The organism is Azospirillum sp. B2RO_4, from assembly GCF_051124815.1.
In the GTDB taxonomy this organism is placed as follows: Bacteria; Pseudomonadota; Alphaproteobacteria; order Azospirillales; family Azospirillaceae; genus Azospirillum.
The window spans coordinates 656,063-674,997 of sequence record NZ_CP118485.1; the positions used below are offsets into that span (position 1 = coordinate 656,063).

At 68.1% G+C, this 18,935-nt stretch carries 21 protein-coding genes; 13 read left to right on the forward strand and 8 right to left on the reverse strand.

Going from position 1 to position 18,935, the window contains the following annotated elements:
• Positions 1–64: 64 nt before the first annotated feature.
• Entirely contained in the window at positions 65–2,119 is a 2,055-nt protein-coding gene (locus PWS46_RS02995) for a 4Fe-4S dicluster domain-containing protein (protein ID WP_434617839.1), read from the reverse strand.
• Between the two features lie 160 nt (positions 2,120–2,279).
• Between PWS46_RS02995 and PWS46_RS03000 the strand changes: the two genes are divergently transcribed.
• Both PWS46_RS03000 and PWS46_RS03005 read left to right on the forward strand, forming a co-directional pair.
• A complete protein-coding gene (locus tag PWS46_RS03000) occupies positions 2,280–2,561 on the forward strand; it encodes a type II toxin-antitoxin system ParD family antitoxin (protein WP_149268267.1) in 282 nt (93 codons plus the stop codon).
• Positions 2,558–2,878, forward strand: a complete 321-nt coding sequence (locus tag PWS46_RS03005) for a type II toxin-antitoxin system RelE/ParE family toxin (protein WP_434617842.1) — start codon at positions 2,558–2,560, stop codon at positions 2,876–2,878. Before PWS46_RS03000 ends, PWS46_RS03005 begins: the two co-directional genes overlap by 4 nt.
• 22 nt (positions 2,879–2,900) lie before the next feature.
• Here PWS46_RS03005 and PWS46_RS03010 read toward each other — a convergent pair whose 3' ends face one another.
• Together PWS46_RS03010 and PWS46_RS03015 are read right to left on the reverse strand one after the other, a co-directional pair.
• On the reverse strand, positions 2,901–3,749 hold the full coding sequence (locus PWS46_RS03010) for a substrate-binding domain-containing protein (protein WP_434617845.1): 849 nt from the start codon (positions 3,747–3,749) through the stop codon (positions 2,901–2,903).
• Positions 3,750–3,854: 105 nt separating this feature from the next.
• On the reverse strand, positions 3,855–4,556 hold the full coding sequence (locus PWS46_RS03015) for an ABC transporter permease (RefSeq protein ID WP_434617848.1): 702 nt from the start codon (positions 4,554–4,556) through the stop codon (positions 3,855–3,857).
• A gap of 86 nt (positions 4,557–4,642) precedes the next feature.
• On the opposite strand from PWS46_RS03015, the gene fdhD reads away from it, so the two are divergent.
• From fdhD to PWS46_RS03070, 11 genes are all read left to right on the forward strand, one after another.
• A complete protein-coding gene (gene fdhD / locus PWS46_RS03020; RefSeq protein WP_434617851.1) occupies positions 4,643–5,524 on the forward strand; it encodes a formate dehydrogenase accessory sulfurtransferase FdhD in 882 nt (293 codons plus the stop codon).
• On the forward strand, positions 5,514–6,152 hold the full coding sequence (mobA, locus tag PWS46_RS03025) for a molybdenum cofactor guanylyltransferase MobA (protein ID WP_434617854.1): 639 nt from the start codon (positions 5,514–5,516) through the stop codon (positions 6,150–6,152). Before fdhD ends, mobA begins: the two co-directional genes overlap by 11 nt.
• Complete coding sequence (locus PWS46_RS03030; RefSeq protein ID WP_434617857.1) at positions 6,149–6,658, forward strand: DUF3305 domain-containing protein; 510 nt, start codon at positions 6,149–6,151, stop codon at positions 6,656–6,658. Before mobA ends, PWS46_RS03030 begins: the two co-directional genes overlap by 4 nt.
• Entirely contained in the window at positions 6,655–7,191 is a 537-nt protein-coding gene (locus tag PWS46_RS03035; RefSeq protein WP_434617860.1) for a DUF3306 domain-containing protein, read from the forward strand. The genes PWS46_RS03030 and PWS46_RS03035 overlap by 4 nt, the downstream gene beginning before the upstream one ends.
• A gap of 450 nt (positions 7,192–7,641) precedes the next feature.
• Entirely contained in the window at positions 7,642–8,268 is a 627-nt protein-coding gene (locus PWS46_RS03040) for a TorD/DmsD family molecular chaperone (RefSeq protein WP_434617863.1), read from the forward strand.
• 17 nt (positions 8,269–8,285) lie between these two features.
• Complete coding sequence (locus tag PWS46_RS03045) at positions 8,286–8,537, forward strand: formate dehydrogenase (RefSeq protein WP_434617866.1); 252 nt, start codon at positions 8,286–8,288, stop codon at positions 8,535–8,537.
• 13 nt (positions 8,538–8,550) lie between these two features.
• Positions 8,551–11,451, forward strand: coding sequence for a formate dehydrogenase subunit alpha (locus PWS46_RS03050; RefSeq protein ID WP_434617869.1), 2,901 nt, complete (start codon positions 8,551–8,553; stop codon positions 11,449–11,451).
• A gap of 18 nt (positions 11,452–11,469) precedes the next feature.
• On the forward strand, positions 11,470–12,147 hold the full coding sequence (gene fdh3B / locus PWS46_RS03055; protein ID WP_434617872.1) for a formate dehydrogenase FDH3 subunit beta: 678 nt from the start codon (positions 11,470–11,472) through the stop codon (positions 12,145–12,147).
• A 2-nt stretch (positions 12,148–12,149) separates the two neighbouring features.
• Positions 12,150–12,332 (forward strand): hypothetical protein, encoded by a 183-nt coding sequence (locus PWS46_RS03060; RefSeq protein WP_434617875.1) that lies wholly within the window; start codon positions 12,150–12,152, stop codon positions 12,330–12,332.
• A gap of 25 nt (positions 12,333–12,357) precedes the next feature.
• Entirely contained in the window at positions 12,358–13,398 is a 1,041-nt protein-coding gene (locus tag PWS46_RS03065; RefSeq protein WP_434617878.1) for a formate dehydrogenase subunit gamma, read from the forward strand.
• A 92-nt stretch (positions 13,399–13,490) separates the two neighbouring features.
• Positions 13,491–14,180 carry a class II aldolase/adducin family protein gene (locus PWS46_RS03070; RefSeq protein WP_434617881.1) on the forward strand — a complete coding sequence of 230 codons (690 nt, stop codon included), beginning with the start codon at positions 13,491–13,493 and terminating at the stop codon, positions 14,178–14,180.
• A 10-nt stretch (positions 14,181–14,190) separates the two neighbouring features.
• Here PWS46_RS03070 and PWS46_RS03075 read toward each other — a convergent pair whose 3' ends face one another.
• The 5 genes from PWS46_RS03075 to PWS46_RS03095 all read right to left on the reverse strand — a co-directional run bounded on the left by PWS46_RS03075 (position 14,191) and on the right by PWS46_RS03095 (position 18,881).
• Positions 14,191–16,194: an ATP-binding protein gene (locus PWS46_RS03075; protein WP_434617884.1), complete on the reverse strand. Its 2,004-nt coding sequence runs from the start codon at positions 16,192–16,194 to the stop codon at positions 14,191–14,193.
• Between the two features lie 221 nt (positions 16,195–16,415).
• The gene (locus PWS46_RS03080; RefSeq protein ID WP_434617887.1) at positions 16,416–17,249 is read right to left on the reverse strand and encodes a DODA-type extradiol aromatic ring-opening family dioxygenase; all 834 of its coding nucleotides are present in this window, start codon (positions 17,247–17,249) and stop codon (positions 16,416–16,418) included.
• Between the two features lie 186 nt (positions 17,250–17,435).
• Entirely contained in the window at positions 17,436–17,915 is a 480-nt protein-coding gene (locus tag PWS46_RS03085; protein WP_434617890.1) for a F0F1 ATP synthase subunit B family protein, read from the reverse strand.
• Positions 17,912–18,562 carry a F0F1 ATP synthase subunit B family protein gene (locus PWS46_RS03090; RefSeq protein ID WP_434617893.1) on the reverse strand — a complete coding sequence of 217 codons (651 nt, stop codon included), beginning with the start codon at positions 18,560–18,562 and terminating at the stop codon, positions 17,912–17,914. The genes PWS46_RS03085 and PWS46_RS03090 overlap by 4 nt, the downstream gene beginning before the upstream one ends.
• A 94-nt stretch (positions 18,563–18,656) precedes the next feature.
• Complete coding sequence (locus tag PWS46_RS03095) at positions 18,657–18,881, reverse strand: ATP synthase subunit C family protein (protein ID WP_012973363.1); 225 nt, start codon at positions 18,879–18,881, stop codon at positions 18,657–18,659.
• Positions 18,882–18,935: the final 54 nt, after the last annotated feature.

The window sequence follows — 18,935 nt, forward strand, 5'->3', positions numbered from 1 at the left end:
GATCGCGCAAGCCTATTCCACATCACGGTATGCCGACTTTGATCGCGATCAAGAGGGATCGGCGTCAGATCAGCTTTTGCCGGGCCTCCGCCAACCGGGCGTCCCGTTCGGCTTCCTCGCGTTCGCGCAGGTCGTCGTCTGTGGTGCGCGGCACCGGCGGGCGGCCCAGGGAGAAGGGTTCGTTGCCGCGCTCGAACTGGTCGCGCACGCGGCAATCCTCGCACATGCGGATGCGGTTGGCGGCCTCCGGCGTCGCGAACATCCAGTGCTTGCCCGCCAGCGTCGTCACGATTTTCTCGATCGAGGATTTCGTGGCGAAGGGCTTGCCGCAGGACACGCAGCAGAAGGGCTCCTCCTCCTTCACCACCGTCGCGCCGCGCGCCTGATCGCGGAAGTCGATCTCCGGCACCAGCGAGATGACCTTCTCCGGGCAGGTGGTCTTGCACAGGCCGCACTGCACGCAGGCATCCTGGGCGAAGGACAGCATCGGCTTGTCGGCATTGTCGAGCAGCGCCCCGGTCGGGCAGGCACCGACGCAGGACAGGCAGAGCGTGCAGCCCGCCACATCCACCGACACCCGGCCGAACGGCGCCCCCGGCGGCAGCGGCAGGACTTCCACCGGGGCGGGAGCAACCTTGTGCAGGTGGCGCAGCGCCAGCATGGTCACCGTGCGCTTCGGCCCCATCGGCAGGAACATCCCGGCCTCGACGGTATCCGCCGGCAGGCTCCAAAGCTCGTCGGCGACCATGTCGGGATCGGCGGCGTCTATCACCGCCACCCGGCCGGAGCCGTAGCCGAGCCCGCTGAAGGCGGCCTCCGCCAGCCCGATCTGGTTGGCGAGGCCGGCGGTCTCCCCCTCGTTCTCCGGCCCGGTCAGCACGCGGACATGGGTGCAGCCATAGGCCAGCGCCAGCGCGAACAGGTCGAAGCCGACCTGGGTCACCTCGTTCAGCGCGAAGGGCAGCACGCGGGCCGGCAGACCGTGGCCATGCCGCGCCATCATGCCGACCAGCGCATCGCCGTGGCGTGGATCGTGGATCAGCAGAGCGGGGGCGGCGCCACCGGCCTTGCGGTAGGTGCCCAGCAGCGTGCGCAGACGCTCATACACCGTCGCGGCCGGCGGCAAGGCATAGGTCGCGGCCCCGGTCGGGCAGACCGCGGCGCAGGAACCGCAGCCGGCGCAGACATGCGGGTCGATGGCGACATGGTCGCCGTTCGGCGTGATCGCCCCGGTCGGGCAGACGTCCAGGCAGCGGGTGCAGCCGGTCTTGCGGCTGCGCGAATGGGCGCAGAGATCGGCCTTGAAGTCGACGAAGCGCGGCTTCTCGAACTCGCCGACCAGATCGGCCATTTCCAGCAGCGCCTTGGCGACCTGGGCCGGGCTGTTGGGGGCGGGGCGCAGATAGCCGTCGCGGCGCTTGTGATCGGGGAACAGCGGCGTGCCGCCGGTCAGGTCGAGGATCAGGTCGCAGCGGGCCGACGCCCCCTGCCGCGCCGGCTCGAACCCCAGCGCCCCGCGCGAGGAGGGCAATGCCGGAGCGTAATCGTCGACCACGATCTCGAAGGCGCCGACCCAGCCGCGGGCGACGCGGATGCGGCCGCGGAAGATCGCCACGTCCATCACCGGCGGCGGCGCGATGTCCTTCGCACTGGTCAGCAGGACCGTGACGTCGAGCCGCTTTGCCAACTCCCGCCCGGCCTCGATGGCGCGTTCGTCATTGCCATAGACCAGGCAGGTACCCTGCGAGGTCAGGGTCAGGGCGCCGGTCGGTGGGATCGGCAGGGCGGCCTCGGCCAGCAATGCCGTGATCTTCGGCAGCGCCAGTTCGCCCTCGTCCGACCAGCCGGCGCGCTCGCGGATGTTGGTGAAGGTCAGGGACGTATCGGGGGCCACCTCCGCCGCGATCTCGCTGAAAAGCGGCGCTTCCTGCGTGCAGGCGACCAGCAGCGGCTGCCCGGTGGCGACCGCCGCCTCGAATCGGTCTAGCTGCGCCCGGCACAGCTGGGTATGCAGGGTGGGAACGCTGCCCTCGCCGCATGCCTTGCCCAGCGCCGCCCCGTCCAGCGCGATGCTGTGCGCACAATCGCAGACGAGCACCGTCCGATCGCCGATCTTCATCGTCCCCAAAACTCCTGTCGCTTGGGGCTGCCGCCCCTGGCCTGAGGACACTCATATGGGGGAATGCGGCGCGATGGGAACGGGAATCTTATTGGGGCCGGGTTGTCACTGATTGCCACGATAACAAGCTTTGCTATAGTTGGTTATCCGGAGGCGGACGATGAATGTATCCCTTACCCCCGAACTGGAACGGCGCATTGAAGAGCGCGTGGCAAGCGGGCTGTATGGTTCGGCCAGCGAGGTGATGCGCGAGGCGCTGCGTCTGTATTTCCGCATCGACGACGCCAACGACCGTGCGCTGGAGCGGCTGAACCGTGATATCGGCGACGCCATCGGCCAGTTGGATCGGGGAGAGGGGATACCCGCGGATGAGGCCCGGCGCCTGTCGAAGGAGCGGGTTGCCGCTCGCCGTCAGGCAAAGGGTGGTTCGGACAAGCTGTGAGCGGCCTTTACACCCTGGCACCATTGGCCGTCGACGATCTCGATGCGATCCATGTCTTCATTGAAGGCGCAGAAGGCGCCGATGCGGCTGACCGGCTTCTAGACTTACTCTACGACTCCTTCGAAAAGATTGCCGCCAGCCCCGGCCTGGGACATCGCCGTCCTGATCTGACCGGCTACGACGTCTTTTTTTGGACGGCCTTACGCTGGTACGCGGTGATCTATCGGAAAGCGCCGGCAATCGAGATCGTTCGGGTCATCCCCTGGCGCCGCATGGAACCCGTTCTGCTGACACCTGCCGGCGGCCTGTGGATGTGACCGCCGGCGGTGCATCCGCTCCTTACGCCCCCGGCTCGTTGGCGTTGGGGAAGAACAGCTGTTCGCCGTTGATCTTGTAGTCGGCGATGGCCTTCTGGCCCTCGGCGGAGACCAGCCAGTCGATGAAGGCCTGACCGTCGGCGGCCTTGACGTGGGGGAACTTGGCCGGGTTGACCAGCATCACGCCATACTGGTTGAACAGCCGCTTGTCACCCTCCACCAGCACCGTCAGCGGGCCGCGGTTCTTGAAGTTCAACCAGGTGCCGCGGTCGGTCAGGGTGTAGCCGTTCATCGCGGCGGCGGCGTTCAGCGTCGGCCCCATGCCCTGGCCGATGGAGCGGTACCAGCCGCCATCCGCCTTGGCCGGATCGAGTTTTGCGGTCTTCCACAGGGCGAGTTCGGCCTTGTTGGTGCCGCTGTCGTCGCCGCGCGACACGAAGGGGGCCTTGGCCTCGGCGATCTTCGACAGCGCGGCGGCGACGTCCTTGCTGCCCTTGACGCCGGCCGGGTCGCCGGCCGGGCCGACGACGACGAAGTCGTTGTACATCACCGGCTTGCGCTCGGTGGCGAAGCCTTCTGCGACGAATCTGTCTTCAGACGGCTTGTGGTGGACGAACAGCACGTCGGCGTCGCCCCGCTTGGCGAGATCGATGGCCTGACCGGTGCCCTTGGCGACGACCCGCACCTCGATCCCCGTCTTGGCGGTGAATTTCGGCAGGATGGAGCCGAACAGCCCCGAATCCTCGGTCGAGGTGGTGGAGGCTACCGTGATGAAGCGGTCGGCGGCACGCGCGGCCGACGGGGCGGCAGTCTGGATCAGGGCGGCCAGGGCCGCGGCGGCACAGCCCAGCACGAATGAACGGCGCAGCATCACTCAACTCCTCCCATTTGCGTTGTTGCCTTGCCGGCATAGCGCATCCCGCTGCCAATGCAAAGGCTTGGGAAGATTTTTCCATTTCGGGGTCAGGCGCCCGGATCAGGCCGGCCTGTGTCCCGCCTCCTTCAGCAGCGACGCGGCGAGGTTGACCGTCAGCGACAGCGTCATCAGCACCATGCCCAGGCCCAGCGCCATCGGCAGGTCCCCCTTGCTGGTCTCCAGCGCGATGGCGGTGGTCATGACGCGGGTGACATGCTCGATGTTGCCGCCGACGATCATCACCGCCCCGACCTCCGCCGACGCTCGCCCGAAGCCGGCCAGGATTGTGGTGACGAGGCTCCAGCGCGCCTCCGACAGCAGGGTGGCCAGCCGGCGGATCGGCCCGGCGCCGGTGACGCGCAGCAGGTCGTCATACTCGACCAGCAGATCCTCCACCGTCTGGCGGGTGAGCGAGGCGACGATCGGCACGATCATCACCGTCTGCGCGACGATCATCGCCGCCGGCGTGAACAGCAGGCCCAGCACCCCGAAGGGGCCGGAGCGCGACAGCAACAGATAGATCACCAGCCCGACCACCACCGGCGGCAGCCCCATCATGGTGTTCAGCGCGACGGCGACGGTGCGCCGGCCGGGAAAGCGCAAGGCCGCGACGGCGGCGCCCAGCGGCAGGCCGATCAGCGTGGCGGCGGCGACGGCGGTCAGGCTGACCCGCAGAGACAGGCCGATGATCCGCATCAGCCCCTCGTCCATCGACACGATCATGGAAAAAGCGACGGCGAGGGCTTGGGAAAAATCCTGCATTCAGTCCAAATCACTTTTCAAATCATTCCGGCGGGGGCTTGTCCGATGGACGCCGCTCGCCCACACTCGCGCGCATGAGCCCGACCATGAGCCTGAAGACCTTCACCATAGCGCCGGATCCGGCGAACCCCAAGCTGACCGAGCGCGTCCGCGGCCTCGACCAGGACGGCCGCGAGATCGAGACCTCGGTCACGGTCGAACGGCCGCTGACCCTGTACCTGAACGGGCAGGAGATCGTCACCATGATGACGATCGGCGATTATCCGGACTGCCTGGCCGTCGGCTATCTGCTGAACCAGAACATGCTGCGGCGCGACGACCGCATCACCGGCATCGACGTGGACGAGGAAACGGACACCGTCGTCGTCCGCACGGAGCGCGCGACCGATTACGAATCCAAGCTGAAGAAGAAGACGCTGACCTCCGGCTGCGCCCAGGGCACCGCCTTCGGCGACGTGATGGAGACCTTCGAGTCCGTCAGGCTTCCCGCCGACGTCCGGCTCCACACCTCGTGGCTCTACGCGCTGTCCAAGCAGATCAACCTGCAGCCCAGCCTGTATCTGGAGGCCGGGGCCATCCACGGCAGCGTGCTGTGCCAGGGCGACCGGCCGCTGGTCTACATGGAGGATGTCGGCCGTCACAACGCGGTGGACAAGGTCGCCGGCTACATGCACCTGAACGGCATTTCCGCTTCGGACAAGATTTTCTACACCACCGGCCGCCTGACATCGGAGATGGTGATCAAGACGGTGCAGATGGGCATTCCGATCCTGGTCTCGCGCTCCGGCTTCACCGCCTGGGGCGTGCAACTGGCGCGGCAGGCCAACCTGACGCTGGTCGGCCGGGCCAAGGGCCGGCGCTTCATCGCGCTGGCCGGCACCGACCGGCTGGTCTTCGACGCCGATGCCGCCGGGACCGCCGACGAGGATCGTCGGCATGGACGCAAGGGAAGCCGCGATGACGACTGAGACAGCACACCGGGATATCGGCGGCGTCCTGCTGGCCGGTGGGCTGTCGCGCCGGATGGGCGGCGGCGACAAGTGCCTGCGCCCGCTGGGCGACCGCAGCATCCTGGAGCGCATCGTCGCCACCGTCCGGCCGCAGGTCGGGCCGCTGGTGCTGAACGCCAACGGCGATCCCGCCCGCTTCGCCCATCTGCACCTGCCGGTGGCGGCGGATGTGGTGGAGGGCTATGCCGGTCCGCTCGCCGGCGTGCTGACGGGGATGGAGTGGATGCGCGGCACGGCGCCCGGCATCGGCTGGGTCGCCAGCTTCGCCACCGACGCCCCCTTCATCCCGCGCGACCTCGTCACCCGCATGGTGGCGGCGCTGGAGCATGAGGGCGCCGATCTCGCCTGCGCCCGTTCAGGAGGGCAGGAGCATCCGGTCTTCGGCCTGTGGCCGATCCGTCTGGCCGGCGACCTCCGCCGCGCCATGGTGGAGGAGGGTGTCCGCAAGGTCGATGCCTGGACCGCCCGCTACCGTCTGGCCGTCGCCGACTTCGCCGTGGATCCTGTCGATCCCTTCTTCAACACCAACCGGCCGGACGATCTGGCCGAGGCCGAACGCCTGCTGGCATCGGGGCACGTGTCATGACGGACCAGCCTGTTTCCCAGTCCCTCGACCGTATCGAGACCATGCCGCTGGGCATCGTGGTGGAACGCCGTCGCGGCGTCACCGCCTGGGCCGACTGGAGCTGGCGTCCGGTGTCGGTCATCCCCGGCGCCGGCCCGGTCGACCCGCCCGGCCGGGTGCTGATGGAGGGGGAGGGCTGGACGCACAGCCACGCCGCCACCCTGATGCTGGAACTGTTCCGCACCGACACCGAAGGTTACCGCCTGAACCTGTCGCAGGATCCGCCGCGCCTGTGGGTGGTGATGCGCCCCGTTGCCGATGGCGAGGAACTGGTGCCCTTCACGGTCACTGCGTCGGCCCATGAGGGGGAGGGCTATCAGGTCGGTGCCGACGTGGTGGAGACGGTGCCGATGCCGGCGCAAGTGATCGCGCTGGTCCGCGATTTCGTCGAGCAGCATCATGTCGACGTCCCCTTCCACAAGCGCGAGCGCAAGCGCCATTTCGAGAAAGAGGACCGGCAGCGGTGAGCGACGAAGCCTTCCTGTCGCGCTGGTCGCGCCTGAAACGCACGGCGGTCAAGCCGGAGCCGGCACCTGTCGATCCGCCGCCGGTCGAAGAGACGGCGGAGCTTCCCGTCGCCATCGCCGAAGATATCCCGGTCGATCCCGCCCAGCCGGATGCGGACCCCGAAGACCCGTTGAAGGACCTGCCGCCGATCGAGGATTTGACCGGCGAGTCCGACTTCACCCCCTTCCTGCGCGCAGAGGTGCCTGAGGATCTGCACCGTCAGGCGCTGCGCAAGCTGTGGGCCTCCGACCCGGTCTACGCCAACGACGACGGGTTGAAGGACTACGCCGACGATTACGCCAGCCTGTTCACCGGCGATGTTTCGGTGAAAACGCTCTATCGCGTCGGCAAGGGCTTCCTCGACACGCTGGACGAGGTGGCTGAGAGCGAAGAACTTTCCCCCGCCACGTCCGCCGACGTAGACGTTGTGGCGACTGACGACACCCCCTCTCCCCAACCGCCAATTCCCTCTCCCCCCCGGGGAGAGGGTTAGGGTGAGGGGGATGCACCGCGGGACCCTGTCGATCCGCGCGCAGTCCCCACCTCCCCATCCATCCACACCATGCCTCCCCCTCACCCCGACCCTCTCCCCGGGGGGGAGAGGGGGGCACTCAGGCGCACTTCCTCCCTCGCAAAACGACTTTCAAAATGCGACGGATTGTCGCGCTGAATTGGCAGCCTTCAAAACAAAGGGGCGCTCTGACAGCGCGAACATAGCGCCAGGAGAAAGTTTCATTTGTCCTCACTTTCGGGCGCGTCCTTAGTTGACAAAAGGACAGGTTCAGTCCTTCTATTATCCATCTGCCAAACGCTAAGCCACTGTAAGGCAACGGCTTTTCGCAGGTGCATCAAAAGGGTGCGGGACCATCGGTCCAAAGACGGCGCGCGGTGAAACCGTGAACGCCGATGCCCCCGTCTTGTGTCCGAGAGGAGTTTGCGGCGCGTGTCCAAGGCCGTCGATCACACCGTTTCTCCTGCGGTCGCGGAGGAGGAACTGCTTCGCGCGCAGGTCTACGGCCTGCTGGCGCGCCTGCTGGCGCGCGCGCCCGAGGCGGACTTCTTGACCGCGCTGGGTGAGCTGGCAGGGGAGGGCGGCGACTTCGGCGCGGCTCTCGACCAGCTGGCCGGCGCGGCGCGCGGCAGCGACCCCGCGGCGGTGGAGGAGGAGTTCACCACCCTGTTCATCGGCGTCGGCGGCAGCGAGCGCACGCCCTACGGGTCCTTCTACCTGACCGGATTCCTGAACGAGAAGCCGCTGGCGGAGCTGCGCGCCGACATGGCGCGGCTGGGCATCGCCCGTGCCGACGACGTGTCGGAGCCGGAGGATCACATCGCCGCCCTGTGCGAGATGATGGCCGGCCTGATCACCGGCGCGTTCGCGCCGGAGGATGGCGGGGCCATGGGCCTCGATGCGCAGCGGGCTTTCTTCGACCGCCACATCGGCTCCTGGGCCGGGCGGTTCTTCGCGGATTTGGAGACCTCGCCCTCGGCCCGCTTCTATCGGGCGGTCGGTGCGGTCGGACGGAGTTTTCTGGCGGTCGAGGCGCGCGCCTTCGACCTTGCGGCGTAAAGGTGAGGAGCGAAGCCATGACGCGGAACGCGGTCAAAGCCACTGATGAAGCAGCAAAGCGGAACACGGACATCCAGGGCACGGATAAGGGTCTCGCCCGGCGCGACCTGTTCCGCGTCGCCGGTCTCGGCGTCGGCGCGCTGGGCGCCGTCGCGGCCGGCGTGACCGCCGCGAGCGGAACGGCCGAGGCCGCCCCGGCAGAGACGACCTCCACGGGCTACCGCGAGACCGACCATGTCCGGAAGGTCTACGAAGTCAGCCGCTTCTAAGAGGAACGCCCCGATGCTCATCAAGAAAAGCTCGGCCACCTCCGGCGGCCGCCATCTCGCCCGCACCCTGACCCAGACGCTGGCGACCGCCACCGGCGTTACGGTCGACCGCCGTGCCTTCCTGCGCACCTCCGGCATCGCCGCCGGCGGCGCCGCGCTGGCCACGGCCATGCCCTTCGGCATGGTGAAGAAGGCCGACGCCGCCACGGCCGCCACCGTCGCCGGCGCTCCGGTGAAGCAGATCAAGACGGTCTGCACCCATTGCTCGGTCGGCTGCACCGTGGTGGCCGAAGTGCAGAACGGCGTCTGGATCGGGCAGGAGCCCGGCTTCGACAGCCCGATCAACCTCGGCTCCCACTGCGCCAAGGGCGCGTCGGTGCGCGAGCATGCCCATGGCGAGCGCCGCCTGCGCTATCCGATGAAGATGGTCGACGGCAAGTGGACCCGCATCAGCTGGGATCAGGCCATCGAGGAGGTCGGCTCCAAGCTGCTGTCGATCCGCGAGCAGTCCGGCCCGGATTCGGTGTTCTGGCTCGGCTCGGCCAAGCACAGCAACGAGCAGGCCTATCTGTTCCGCAAGTTCGCGGCGCTGTGGGGCACCAACAACGTCGACCATCAGGCGCGCATCTGCCACTCCACCACCGTGGCCGGCGTGGCGAACGTCTGGGGCTACGGCGCCATGACGAACAGCTACAACGACATCCAGAAGTCGAAGGCGCTGTTCTTCATCGGCTCCAACGCCGCCGAGGCGCATCCCGTCGCCATGATGCATGTGCTGAAGGCGAAGGAGCAGAACAACGCGCCGCTGATCGTCGCCGATCCGCGCTTCACCCGCACCGCCGCCCACGCCAACGAATACATCCGCTTCCGTCCTGGCACCGACGTCGCGCTGATCTGGGGCATCCTCTGGCATGTTCTGGAGAACGGCTGGGAGGACAAGGACTACATCGCCAAGCGCGTCTACGGCATGGACGACATCCGCGCCGAGGTCGCCAAGTGGACGCCGGAAGAGGTGGAGCGCGTCACCGGCGTTCCGGGCTCGCAGCTGAAGCGCGTCGCCCGCACGCTGGCCTCCAACCGTCCGGGCACGCTGGTCTGGTGCATGGGCGGCACCCAGCACCACATCGGCAACAACAACACCCGCGCCTATTGCGTGCTGCAGCTGGCGCTGGGCAACATCGGCGTGGCCGGCGGCGGCACCAACATCTTCCGCGGCCACGACAACGTCCAGGGCGCGACCGACTTCGGCGTCACCTCGGACAGCCTGCCCGGCTATTACGGCCTTGCGGAAGGCGCGTGGCGCCACTGGGCGCGCGTCTGGGATCTTCCCTACGACAGCATCCAGAAGCGCTTCGCCGACAAGAAGCTGATGGAGAGCACCGGCATTCCGGTGTCACGCTGGTTCGACGGCGTGCTGGAAGCCAAGGAGAACCTGGACCAGCCGAACCCCGTCAAGGGCATGGTCTTCTGGGGTCATGCGCCGAACAGCCAGGTCCGTCTGCCCGATATGAAGAAGGCGATGGAGAAGCTGGAACTGCTGGTCGTCGTCGATCCGTACCCGACGATGACGGCGGTGCTGCCCGACCGCAAGAACGACTTCTACCTGCTGCCGGCCGCGACCCAGTTCGAGACCTACGGCTCGGCCACCGCGTCCAACCGTTCGGTCCAGTGGCGCGACAAGGTCGTCGAGCCGCTGTTCGAATCGAAGCCCGACCATGAGATCATGTATCTGTTCGCCAAGAAGTTCGGCTTCGCGGCGGATCTCTGCAAGAACATCAAGGTCAACGGCAACGAACCGCTGGTCGAGGACATCACCCGTGAGTGGAACCGCGGCATGTGGTCGGTCGGCTACACCGGCCAGTCGCCGGAGCGGCTGAAGCTGCACATGCAGCATCAGGGCACCTTCGACAAGACCACCCTGCGCGCCAACGGCGGCCCGTGCGACGGCGACTACTTCGGCCTGCCCTGGCCCTGCTGGGGCACGCCGGAGATGAAGCATCCGGGGTCCGCCAACCTCTACGACACCTCGCTGCCGGTGGCCGAGGGCGGCGGCGCCTTCCGCGCCCGCTTCGGCCTGGAGCGCAACGGCGTGACGCTGCTGGCCGAGGGCTCCTATCCGGAAGGGTCGGAGATCAAGGACGGCTATCCGGAAGTCACCATGGCGATGCTCCAGAAGCTGGGCTTCGACAAGGATCTGACGGCGGAGGAACTGGCGGTCATCCAGAAGATCGGCGGCGAGAAGGTCGCGGCCGTGTCCTGGACCACCGACCTGTCCGGCGGCATCCAGCGCGTGGCGATCAAGCACGGCCTGAACCCGCCGGGCAACGCCAAGGCGCGCTGCGTCGCCTGGAACTTCCCGGACCCGGTTCCGGTCCATCGCGAGCCGCTCTACACCCCGCGCCGCGATCTGGTCGCCAGCTACCCGACCTACAAGGACACCAAGTCCTGGCGCGTGCCGACGCTCTACAAGTCCATCCAGGACCGCGACGTGTCGAAGGAATACCCGATCATCCTCACCTCCGGCCGTCTGGTCGAGTATGAGGGCGGCGGTGACGAGACTCGCTCCAACCCCTGGCTGGCCGAGCTGCAGCAGGACATGTTCGTCGAGATCAACCCGTTCGACGCCAACAACGCCGGCATCAAGGACGGCCAGCTGGTGTGGGTGGAAGGCCCGGAGAAGGGCAAGGTGAAGGTCAAGGCCATGGTCACCGACCGTGTCGGCCGCGGCGTCGCCTTCATGCCCTTCCATTTCGGCGGCGTGTATCAGGGGCAGGATCTGCGCTCCAAATACCCGGCCGGGGCCGACCCGATCGTGCTGGGCGAGGCCGCCAACACGGCGACCACCTACGGCTATGACTCGGTGACCCAGATGCAGGAAACCAAGACCACCCTTTGCCGCATCCAGGCGGCCTGACGCGCGGGAGTTTGAACCATGGCCCGGATGAAATTCCTGTGCGACGCCGAGCGCTGCATCGAGTGCAACGCCTGCGTCACCGCCTGCAAGAACGAGAACGAGGTGCCCTGGGGCATCAACCGCCGCCGCGTCGTCACCATCAACGATGGCCGGCCGGGGGAGCGGACGATCTCGGTCGCCTGCATGCATTGCTCCGACGCGCCCTGCAAAGCGGTCTGCCCGGTCGACTGCTTCTATCAGACCGCCGAGGGCGTGGTCCTGCACAACAAGGACCTGTGCATCGGCTGCGGCTATTGCTTCTACGCCTGCCCGTTCGGCGCGCCGCAATACCCGCAGGCCGGCAACTTCGGCACCCGCGGCAAGATGGACAAGTGCACCTTCTGCTCCGGCGGGCCGGAAGCCGACAATTCGGAGGCGGAGTTCAAGAAGTACGGCCGCAACCGTCTGGCCGAAGGCAAGCTGCCGCTCTGTGCCGAGATGTGCTCGACCAAGGCTCTGCTGGCCGGTGACGCCGACAAGGTATCGGACATCTACCGCGAGCGCGTGGCCGCCCGCGGTTTCGGTTCCGGCGCCTGGGGCTGGGGCACCGCCTATCAGACCAAGTCGGGTCAGGAGCGTGGCCAGCCCGGCGGATCGCTGTTCCAGGGCACCGGCGGCGCGGCTGGCGGTCAGCCCATGCAGAAGCAGGGGCTGTGACGGTGACGCGCCTCGTCCTGCTGGCGTTCGGCGCCGCGGTCCTGCTGGCCGGCTGCCAGGAGGACGGGGCGCCGCGCCCGGTCCATCTCGACAAGGGCGTCTACCAGGGGGCGGCCGACACGCCGCTGACCGCCGAGCAGTTGCGGGCGCTGCAACAGCGCACCGCCTATCAGGCCGTGCGATAGGGAGCGTCCGATGGAAGGTCATCGCATGAAGTCGGCTGTTGCCGCTCTGCTGTTCGGGATCGGTGTCGCCGGCAGCATCGCGCTGCCGGCCGCCGCCCAGTCCAGCGTCCGCGTCGGCGGGCCGGTGGCGGAGCAGCAGGTCGACCGCGACGGTCCGCTGGTGCCGACCCAGGTCCCGGGCCAGAGCCTGGGCGATACGTGGCACGGCATCCGGCTGGGGGAACAGGGCACCGTCTCGATCCCCAACAAGCAGGCCGGCGTCCTGATCCAGTCGGAAGGCGAGGCGTGGCGCGCCGTGCGCAACGGGCCGCTCAGCCGGTATGGCTCCTGGGTGCTGGGCGGCATCCTGGCCCTGCTGGCGCTGTTCTTCCTGGTCCGCGGCCGCATCCGCATCGACGGTGAGAAGACCGGCCGCACCATCCAGCGCTTCAACGCTTTCGAGCGCGGCGTGCACTGGATGACCGCCGGCAGCTTCGTCGTGCTCGCCATCTCCGGCCTGAATGTTCTCTATGGCCGCTACACGCTGCTGCCGCTGATCGGGCCGGAGCCGTTCGCGGCCCTGTCCCACTACGGCAAGTTGGCGCACAACTTCCTCGGCTTCGCCTTCATCCTGGGTGTGGCGCTGATCTTCGTCATGTGGGTCGGGCACAACATCCCGTCACGCCATGACCTGACCTGGTTCCTGAAGGCCGGCGGCCTGTTCTCGAAGGGCGTCCACCCGCCTGCGCACAAGTTCAACGGCGGCCAGAAGGTCATCTTCTGGGCCACCGTGGTCGGCGGTGCCGCGCTCGGCTTCACCGGCGTGCAGCTGGTTTTCCCCTTCAGCTTCGCCTCGCTGGAGGAGTTGCAGCTCTACCAACTGGCCCATGCCGCGATTGCCGTGGTGATGATCGCCATCATCCTGGCCCACATCTACATCGGCTCCATCGGCATGGAAGGCGCCTTCGCCGCCATGGGCGACGGTCAGGTCGAACTGCAATGGGCGCGCGAGCACCACTCGCTGTGGGTCGAGGAAGTCACCGGCGAGAAGGTGCGCCACCGCCATCACGGGACACCGGCGGAGTAAGGAGTTTCAGGGGGACGCGCTCGCCGTCCCCCTTGACCCCATCCCCGCTCCATGGCCCCCTTGGCGCTCCCACCATCCCGGATGCGCCCGCCATGACCAGCAACCTCGCCGAACGTCAGGCCGTGATCGACGGCTGCCTCGCCATGAACCGGCTGGGCGTCAATCAGGGCATGTCGGGGAACCTGTCGCACCGGATCGACGGCGGCTTTCTCGTCACGCCGACCAGCGTGGCCTATGATGCCATGGCTCCGGCCGACATCGTCGAGATGGGCTTCGACGGCACCTATCTCGGCAACCGGCGCCCTTCGTCGGAATGGCGGATCCACCGCGACATCCTGCGGGCGCGGCCGGATGTGACGGTTGTGCTTCACGCCCATCCGACCTTCGCCACCGCGCTGGCGGTGCATGGCCGCGGCATCCCGTCCTTCCACTACATGGTGGCGCTGGCCGGCGGCGATTCGATCCGCTGCGCGCCCTATGCCACCTTCGGCACGCAGGAACTGTCCGACCACGCCCTGGCGGCGTTGGAGGGGCGGCTGTCCTGCCTGCTGGCCAATCACGGCATGATCGTGCTGGGCGTCACTGTCGCGAGCGCATTGGCGCTGGCGGTGGAGGTCGAGACGCTGGCCCGGCAGTATCTCCATGCCCAGCAGTTCGGCGAGCCGGTGATCCTGCCGCCCGATGAGATCGCGCGAGTGGCGGAGAAGATGCGGCGGATGAAGTACGGCCAGCCGATCGACGACGGCGACGCGCCGGAAGACACCGCGCGCCCGCGCTATTGACCGGCAGGCGTTACGGCCCGATCTGCGTCATCGAGGTGCTGGTGGCGAGATGACCGGCCGGCTTGAGGCTGGCGACGCGCAGCAGCGGCTTCGCATTGCCGACCGCCTCGACCTGAAGCGGGCGCTCCTCCGCCGGCGGCTCATAGACGGCGGGCAGGGCGATGGTGATGCGGGTGCCCTGGCCGGGCTCGCTCGCCACCTCGATGTCGCCGCCCAGCATGGCGGTGTAGTGCCCGACCAGCGTCAGCCCCAATCCGGCGCCGCGCGGTTTGCCCTGGCCGCGGGTCGCCACCGCACCGTTGCCGGCGCCCTGGACGAAGGGCTGGAACAGCCGGCCGGTCTGGGCGGTGGGGAAGCCGCGACCGGTGTCGGCGACGGTGAAGCGATACCAGCGGGCGCCGTCGCGCTCCACCTTCTCCGCCGACAGCGTGACGGTGCCGTCCTGGGTGAACTTGCAGGCATTGTCCAGCAGGTTCAGCAGGGTCTGCCGCACCTTGGTGAAGTCCGAATGCATCTGTCCCAGCCCGGCCGGCGCCGACAGGTCCAGGGCATTGCCGTAGAGGTCGGCGGCGGGCATCGAACGCTCGCGCGCCTCGGTCAGCAGCCGGTTGATGTCGAAATCCTGCAGGCAGACATCCATCGCCCCGGCCTCGACCTTGGCGTAATCGAGGATGGCGTCGACCAGGGTCGTCAGCTGCTCGCCGGTCCACTGGATATGTTCGACATCGGTCGCCAGCTCATCGACGCCCAGCCGGTGCAGGTCGGTCATCAGCGTCTGGCTGGCGTTGACGATCTCGGTCAGCGGGCCGTGCAGTTCGTGGCCCATATTGACCAGGAAGTCGCTTTTGGCCCGGCTGGCGGCCTCGGCCATCGCCTTCTCACGCAGCAGGCGGGTGTGTTCGACCTCCGCCTCGCGACGCTCGCGGTCGGTGTCCTCGGCGGTGCCGCGCAGCGCTTCCACCGCGCGGGCCATGGTGGCGATCTCGTCCCGGCCGGTCAGCGCCGGCAGGGTGACGTCGGTGCGGCCAGCGGCCAGCGCCGTCACCGCGTTCGCCATCGTCCTCACCGGAACCGCGACGCTGCGCTGGACCAGCCACAGCGCGACGAGCCCGGCCAGCAGGATCAGGCCGCCGATCCACAGCGCGACGCTGGTGTAGCCGGACAGGCCGTTGCCCAGCGTGCCGCGCAGGGCCTGGGTCCCGGCCTCCGCCCGCCGCCGGATCTCGCCCAGATTGGCGGCGATGCCGGCTGCGTTGGCCGCCATCGCCTCGGCGCGGAGATTGTCTTCCTCGACCACCGAGGACTCGATCGCCGTCAGCACGCCGCCCGCCTTCGCCAGCAGCGCGGTCACCCCGTCGATGGCCTGTTTGGTGCCGGGGACCCACAGGTAGCGGTTCATCTCGGCCAGACGCTCGCGGGCGACGGCCAACTGGGCGCGCATCGCCTCGGCATCCTGGGGATCGCGGCGGTCGATGTAGCGGGTCAGATGCTCCTGCATCAGCAGGGTGGCGATGGCGGCATCGCTGGCGAGCGCGGTCGAATCGACACCGCCGGCATTCTTGAGCTGGTTCAGCTTCTGCCGGGTCTCGGCGACCAGAGGCTCCAGCACGCCCGTCATCTGGCCGTTGCGGTCGCTGCGGAGAGCGATCAGCTTCTGCACCGCCGCCCAATAATCCTCCAACGAGGCATGGGCCTTGGCCACCGCCTGCCGGTCTGCCGTCTCAACCACGCCTTTGGCCAGCGCATCGAGCCGCTCGCGCAGCGTATCGTGCCGCCAGGAGGCGTCGAGCAGGCTCTGGTCGTCGCCATAGGTCAGATGGTCGCGCACCGCGACCTCCAGGTCGCGCAGGCTGACGTCGGCGTCGGCCGCGACCTGGGACAGGTCGGCGCGGCCGGAGAAGGCGCCGATGTCGCGCGACACCGCGTAGAACCAGCCGAGCCCGACCAGGGCCAGCAGGACCACCAGCCCAAGTGCGATGCCGAAGCCCGCGCCCACCCGCGCCGACACGGTCATGTCGCGGAATCGGGTCCGGCGGCCGCTCCGGGACAGAATGCCGTTCCGCTTCACACCGACTCCCGCTCGCGCTGTGCCTGACAATTTCCGCGTCCGTCCGGCCACAACCAATGAGCAGCCTGTCGCTGCGCAATGAGCGGCCGGTCGCCGCGCGGCGCGGATTGTAGCTTGGCTATCCCCTCAGGCAAACAGACAAGTGTGCGACGGAGTACCGCCAAAGATCAGGCGGTGCCAGTATCGGCGCCTATGTCGGCGCCGATGTCGGCGTGGGCGTCGGTGAACGCATAGGCGTGCATGCCCAGGCTGCCGTGCTCGAATCCGCCATGCAGCCGCTCGGTCCTCGGCCGCGGCCCGGCGGCGCCGAGCGCCACCGGCAGTGGCAGGAAATGCTCGTCCGTCGGGTGGGCGCGGCGGGCATCCGGACTGGCGTCGAGCCAGTTGCCGAGCGCTTCGGCGTCGCCGGCCTCCAGCGTCCTGTCCAGCCAGCCGGCGAAGCCGGTTGCCCACGGGGCGGCGCTGGTGCCGCCGAAACGGAACTCCCGCAGGTTGTGCACGGCGCCGCCGCTGGCGAGGATCAGCACGCCGTCCCGCCGGAGGGGGGCGAGCGCCCGGCCGAGCGCGATGTGGTCGGCGGCGCTGCGGCCGGGCATCACCGACAGTTGCGCCACCGGGATATCGGCCTCCGGATACATCAGCATCAGCGGCACCCAGGCGCCGTGATCCAACCCCTGCGACGGATCGACGGCGGCTCCGGTCAGTTCCGCCACCCGCTCCGCCAGCGCCGGCGCGCCCGGTGCCGGGTAGCGCATGCGGTAGAGCGCGTCGGGAAAGCCGTAGAAGTCGTGGATGGTCTCCGGCGCCGTTGCCCCGCTGACCGCCGGCATACGCGTGGTCCAATGGGCCGAGACCGCGAGGATCGCACTCGGCCGGCCAAGCCTGCGGCCCAGCCCGGCCAGGAAGTCGCGTCCGGCGCTGGTCTCCAGGATCAGCGTGGGAGCGCCGTGGGAGACGAATACGGAAGGGAACGGAGCAGGGAGCGGAGCGATATCGGACATCGGTGAACGGAACTCCGGCCGGGCGATAGGGGAGGGCAGAGGGGGCGCGGCGACCCTTCCATTCGAGCAAAGAAAAACCCCGGCGCATAGGCCGGGGTTTTTCCAAAGTCCGTTGTTCACGCCGCAACAATCATTGCCGCGGAACCCGGCTGATCGCCAAATGCCGGTGATCGATCGGGGGACCGATCAGTGCAGATGCTTCGGCAGCTCGCTGATCGACTGCTCGATCAGCTTGTCGGCCTGGGCGGCGGGCAGGCCGCTGGACAGGACGCGCTTGCTGGCGCCGATGGCGATGTCGACCGTCAGGTTGCGGACCTCGGCCAGCGCCGCGGCTTCCGCCTGGGCGATGCGGTCCATGGCCTGGGCCTCACGACGCTTCAAGGACGCTTCGAGATCGCTGCCGGCCTGGCTGCGCAGGCGGGCGGCTTCCTCGCGGGCATGGGCCAGAACGGCCTCCGCTTCCTTCTGGGCATCCGCCAGACGGCTCTGGTAGCCGTTCAGCAGGGCCTGGGCGTCGCGGTGGAGACGCTCGGCCTCGTCCAGTTCGGAGCGGATGCGCTCGGCACGGCCATCCAGCATGGTGCCGATGGCGGCCGACGCCTTCTTCCAGACCAGGGCCACGAAGATGACGAAGGCGATTGCTACCCAAAATTCAGGTGCGTTCATCCCCGGCGCTCCTCAAGCACGGCCGCGACGGCGGCATCCGCCTGGGCCTGATCGACCTCGACGCCGGCCAGACGGCCGGTGATGTCCTGGACGATGCCGGTCGACTCGGCGCGGATGTTGGCCAGAGCCTGTTCCTTCGCCGCGGCGATGGAGGCTTCGGCAGTACGCAGGCGTTCGGAGATATCGGCGTTCAGCTGGGCCTGACGGGCCTGGTTGTTCGCCTCGATCTCGGCGCTGGCCTCGGCGATGACGCCTTGGGCCTGGCTGCGGGCGCCGGCGAGGGACTTCTCGACCTGGGCCAGGATGGCCTCGGCCTCTTCCTTCAACTGGGCGGCCTTGGCGAGGTCGCGCGAGATGCGCTCCTGCCGCGCTTCCAGAACCTCGGCCACGCGCGGAAGCGCCTTCTTGGACATGAGGTAGTAGAGAACGCCGAAGGTCAGAGCCAGCCAGAAGATCTGGGTCGGGAAATTGGCGGGATTGAGCTGCGGCAGGCCGCCGGAAGCGTGCTCGCCGCCGTGCGCCGCGTCCGGAGCGTGCTCCGCCGCGGCCGCCAGGACGGTGCCGGCCATCGTGGTGAGGGTGGCGAGCGAAGCGCCCGCCACTCCCGACCAGCGGGCCAGCCGGCCTTTGGCCAACAGGTTCGGCATGATCGGTCCCCCTAGGCAAAGGAGCGGCGCCGAAACTCCGATCAGGAAGCCCGGCGCCGCGTCAGAGCTGTTTTTTTGAAAAGCCGCTCTGGCCTTAGGCGAACAGGATCAGGAAGGCGATCAGCAGGGCGAACAGCGCGACGGCTTCCGTCAGCGCGAAGCCCAGAATGCCGATCGGGAAGACCTTCGGCTGGACGGCCGGGTTGCGGGCGATCGAGCCGATCAGCGTCGAGAAGATGTTGCCGATACCCAGGCCGACACCGGCGAGGGCGATAACGGCAAGACCGGCACCGATGAACTTGGCGGCTTGAGGATCCATAGTACTCTCTTCCTCTAGGTAAGGGTGAACTTGTTGGAACTGTTGGTGAACTCT

Excerpts from the sequence above, each read along its gene's own strand:
- PWS46_RS03090 (WP_434617893.1), bottom strand. The coding sequence starts at position 18,562 with ATGCCGAACCTGTTGGCCAAAGGCCGGCTGGCCCGCTGGTCGGGAGTG.
- fdh3B (WP_434617872.1), top strand. The coding sequence starts at position 11,470 with ATGGCCCGGATGAAATTCCTGTGCGACGCCGAGCGCTGCATCGAGTGC.
- fdhD (WP_434617851.1), top strand. The coding sequence starts at position 4,643 with ATGAGCCTGAAGACCTTCACCATAGCGCCGGATCCGGCGAACCCCAAG.
- PWS46_RS03015 (WP_434617848.1), bottom strand. The coding sequence starts at position 4,556 with ATGCAGGATTTTTCCCAAGCCCTCGCCGTCGCTTTTTCCATGATCGTG.
- PWS46_RS02995 (WP_434617839.1), bottom strand. The coding sequence starts at position 2,119 with ATGAAGATCGGCGATCGGACGGTGCTCGTCTGCGATTGTGCGCACAGC.
- PWS46_RS03010 (WP_434617845.1), bottom strand. The coding sequence starts at position 3,749 with ATGCTGCGCCGTTCATTCGTGCTGGGCTGTGCCGCCGCGGCCCTGGCC.
- PWS46_RS03045 (WP_434617866.1), top strand. The coding sequence starts at position 8,286 with ATGACGCGGAACGCGGTCAAAGCCACTGATGAAGCAGCAAAGCGGAAC.
- PWS46_RS03095 (WP_012973363.1), bottom strand. The coding sequence starts at position 18,881 with ATGGATCCTCAAGCCGCCAAGTTCATCGGTGCCGGTCTTGCCGTTATC.
- PWS46_RS03075 (WP_434617884.1), bottom strand. The coding sequence starts at position 16,194 with ATGACCGTGTCGGCGCGGGTGGGCGCGGGCTTCGGCATCGCACTTGGG.
- PWS46_RS03030 (WP_434617857.1), top strand. The coding sequence starts at position 6,149 with ATGACGGACCAGCCTGTTTCCCAGTCCCTCGACCGTATCGAGACCATG.
- PWS46_RS03000 (WP_149268267.1), top strand. The coding sequence starts at position 2,280 with ATGAATGTATCCCTTACCCCCGAACTGGAACGGCGCATTGAAGAGCGC.
- PWS46_RS03085 (WP_434617890.1), bottom strand. The coding sequence starts at position 17,915 with ATGAACGCACCTGAATTTTGGGTAGCAATCGCCTTCGTCATCTTCGTG.
- PWS46_RS03065 (WP_434617878.1), top strand. The coding sequence starts at position 12,358 with ATGAAGTCGGCTGTTGCCGCTCTGCTGTTCGGGATCGGTGTCGCCGGC.
- PWS46_RS03070 (WP_434617881.1), top strand. The coding sequence starts at position 13,491 with ATGACCAGCAACCTCGCCGAACGTCAGGCCGTGATCGACGGCTGCCTC.
- mobA (WP_434617854.1), top strand. The coding sequence starts at position 5,514 with ATGACGACTGAGACAGCACACCGGGATATCGGCGGCGTCCTGCTGGCC.
- PWS46_RS03080 (WP_434617887.1), bottom strand. The coding sequence starts at position 17,249 with ATGTCCGATATCGCTCCGCTCCCTGCTCCGTTCCCTTCCGTATTCGTC.
- PWS46_RS03050 (WP_434617869.1), top strand. The coding sequence starts at position 8,551 with ATGCTCATCAAGAAAAGCTCGGCCACCTCCGGCGGCCGCCATCTCGCC.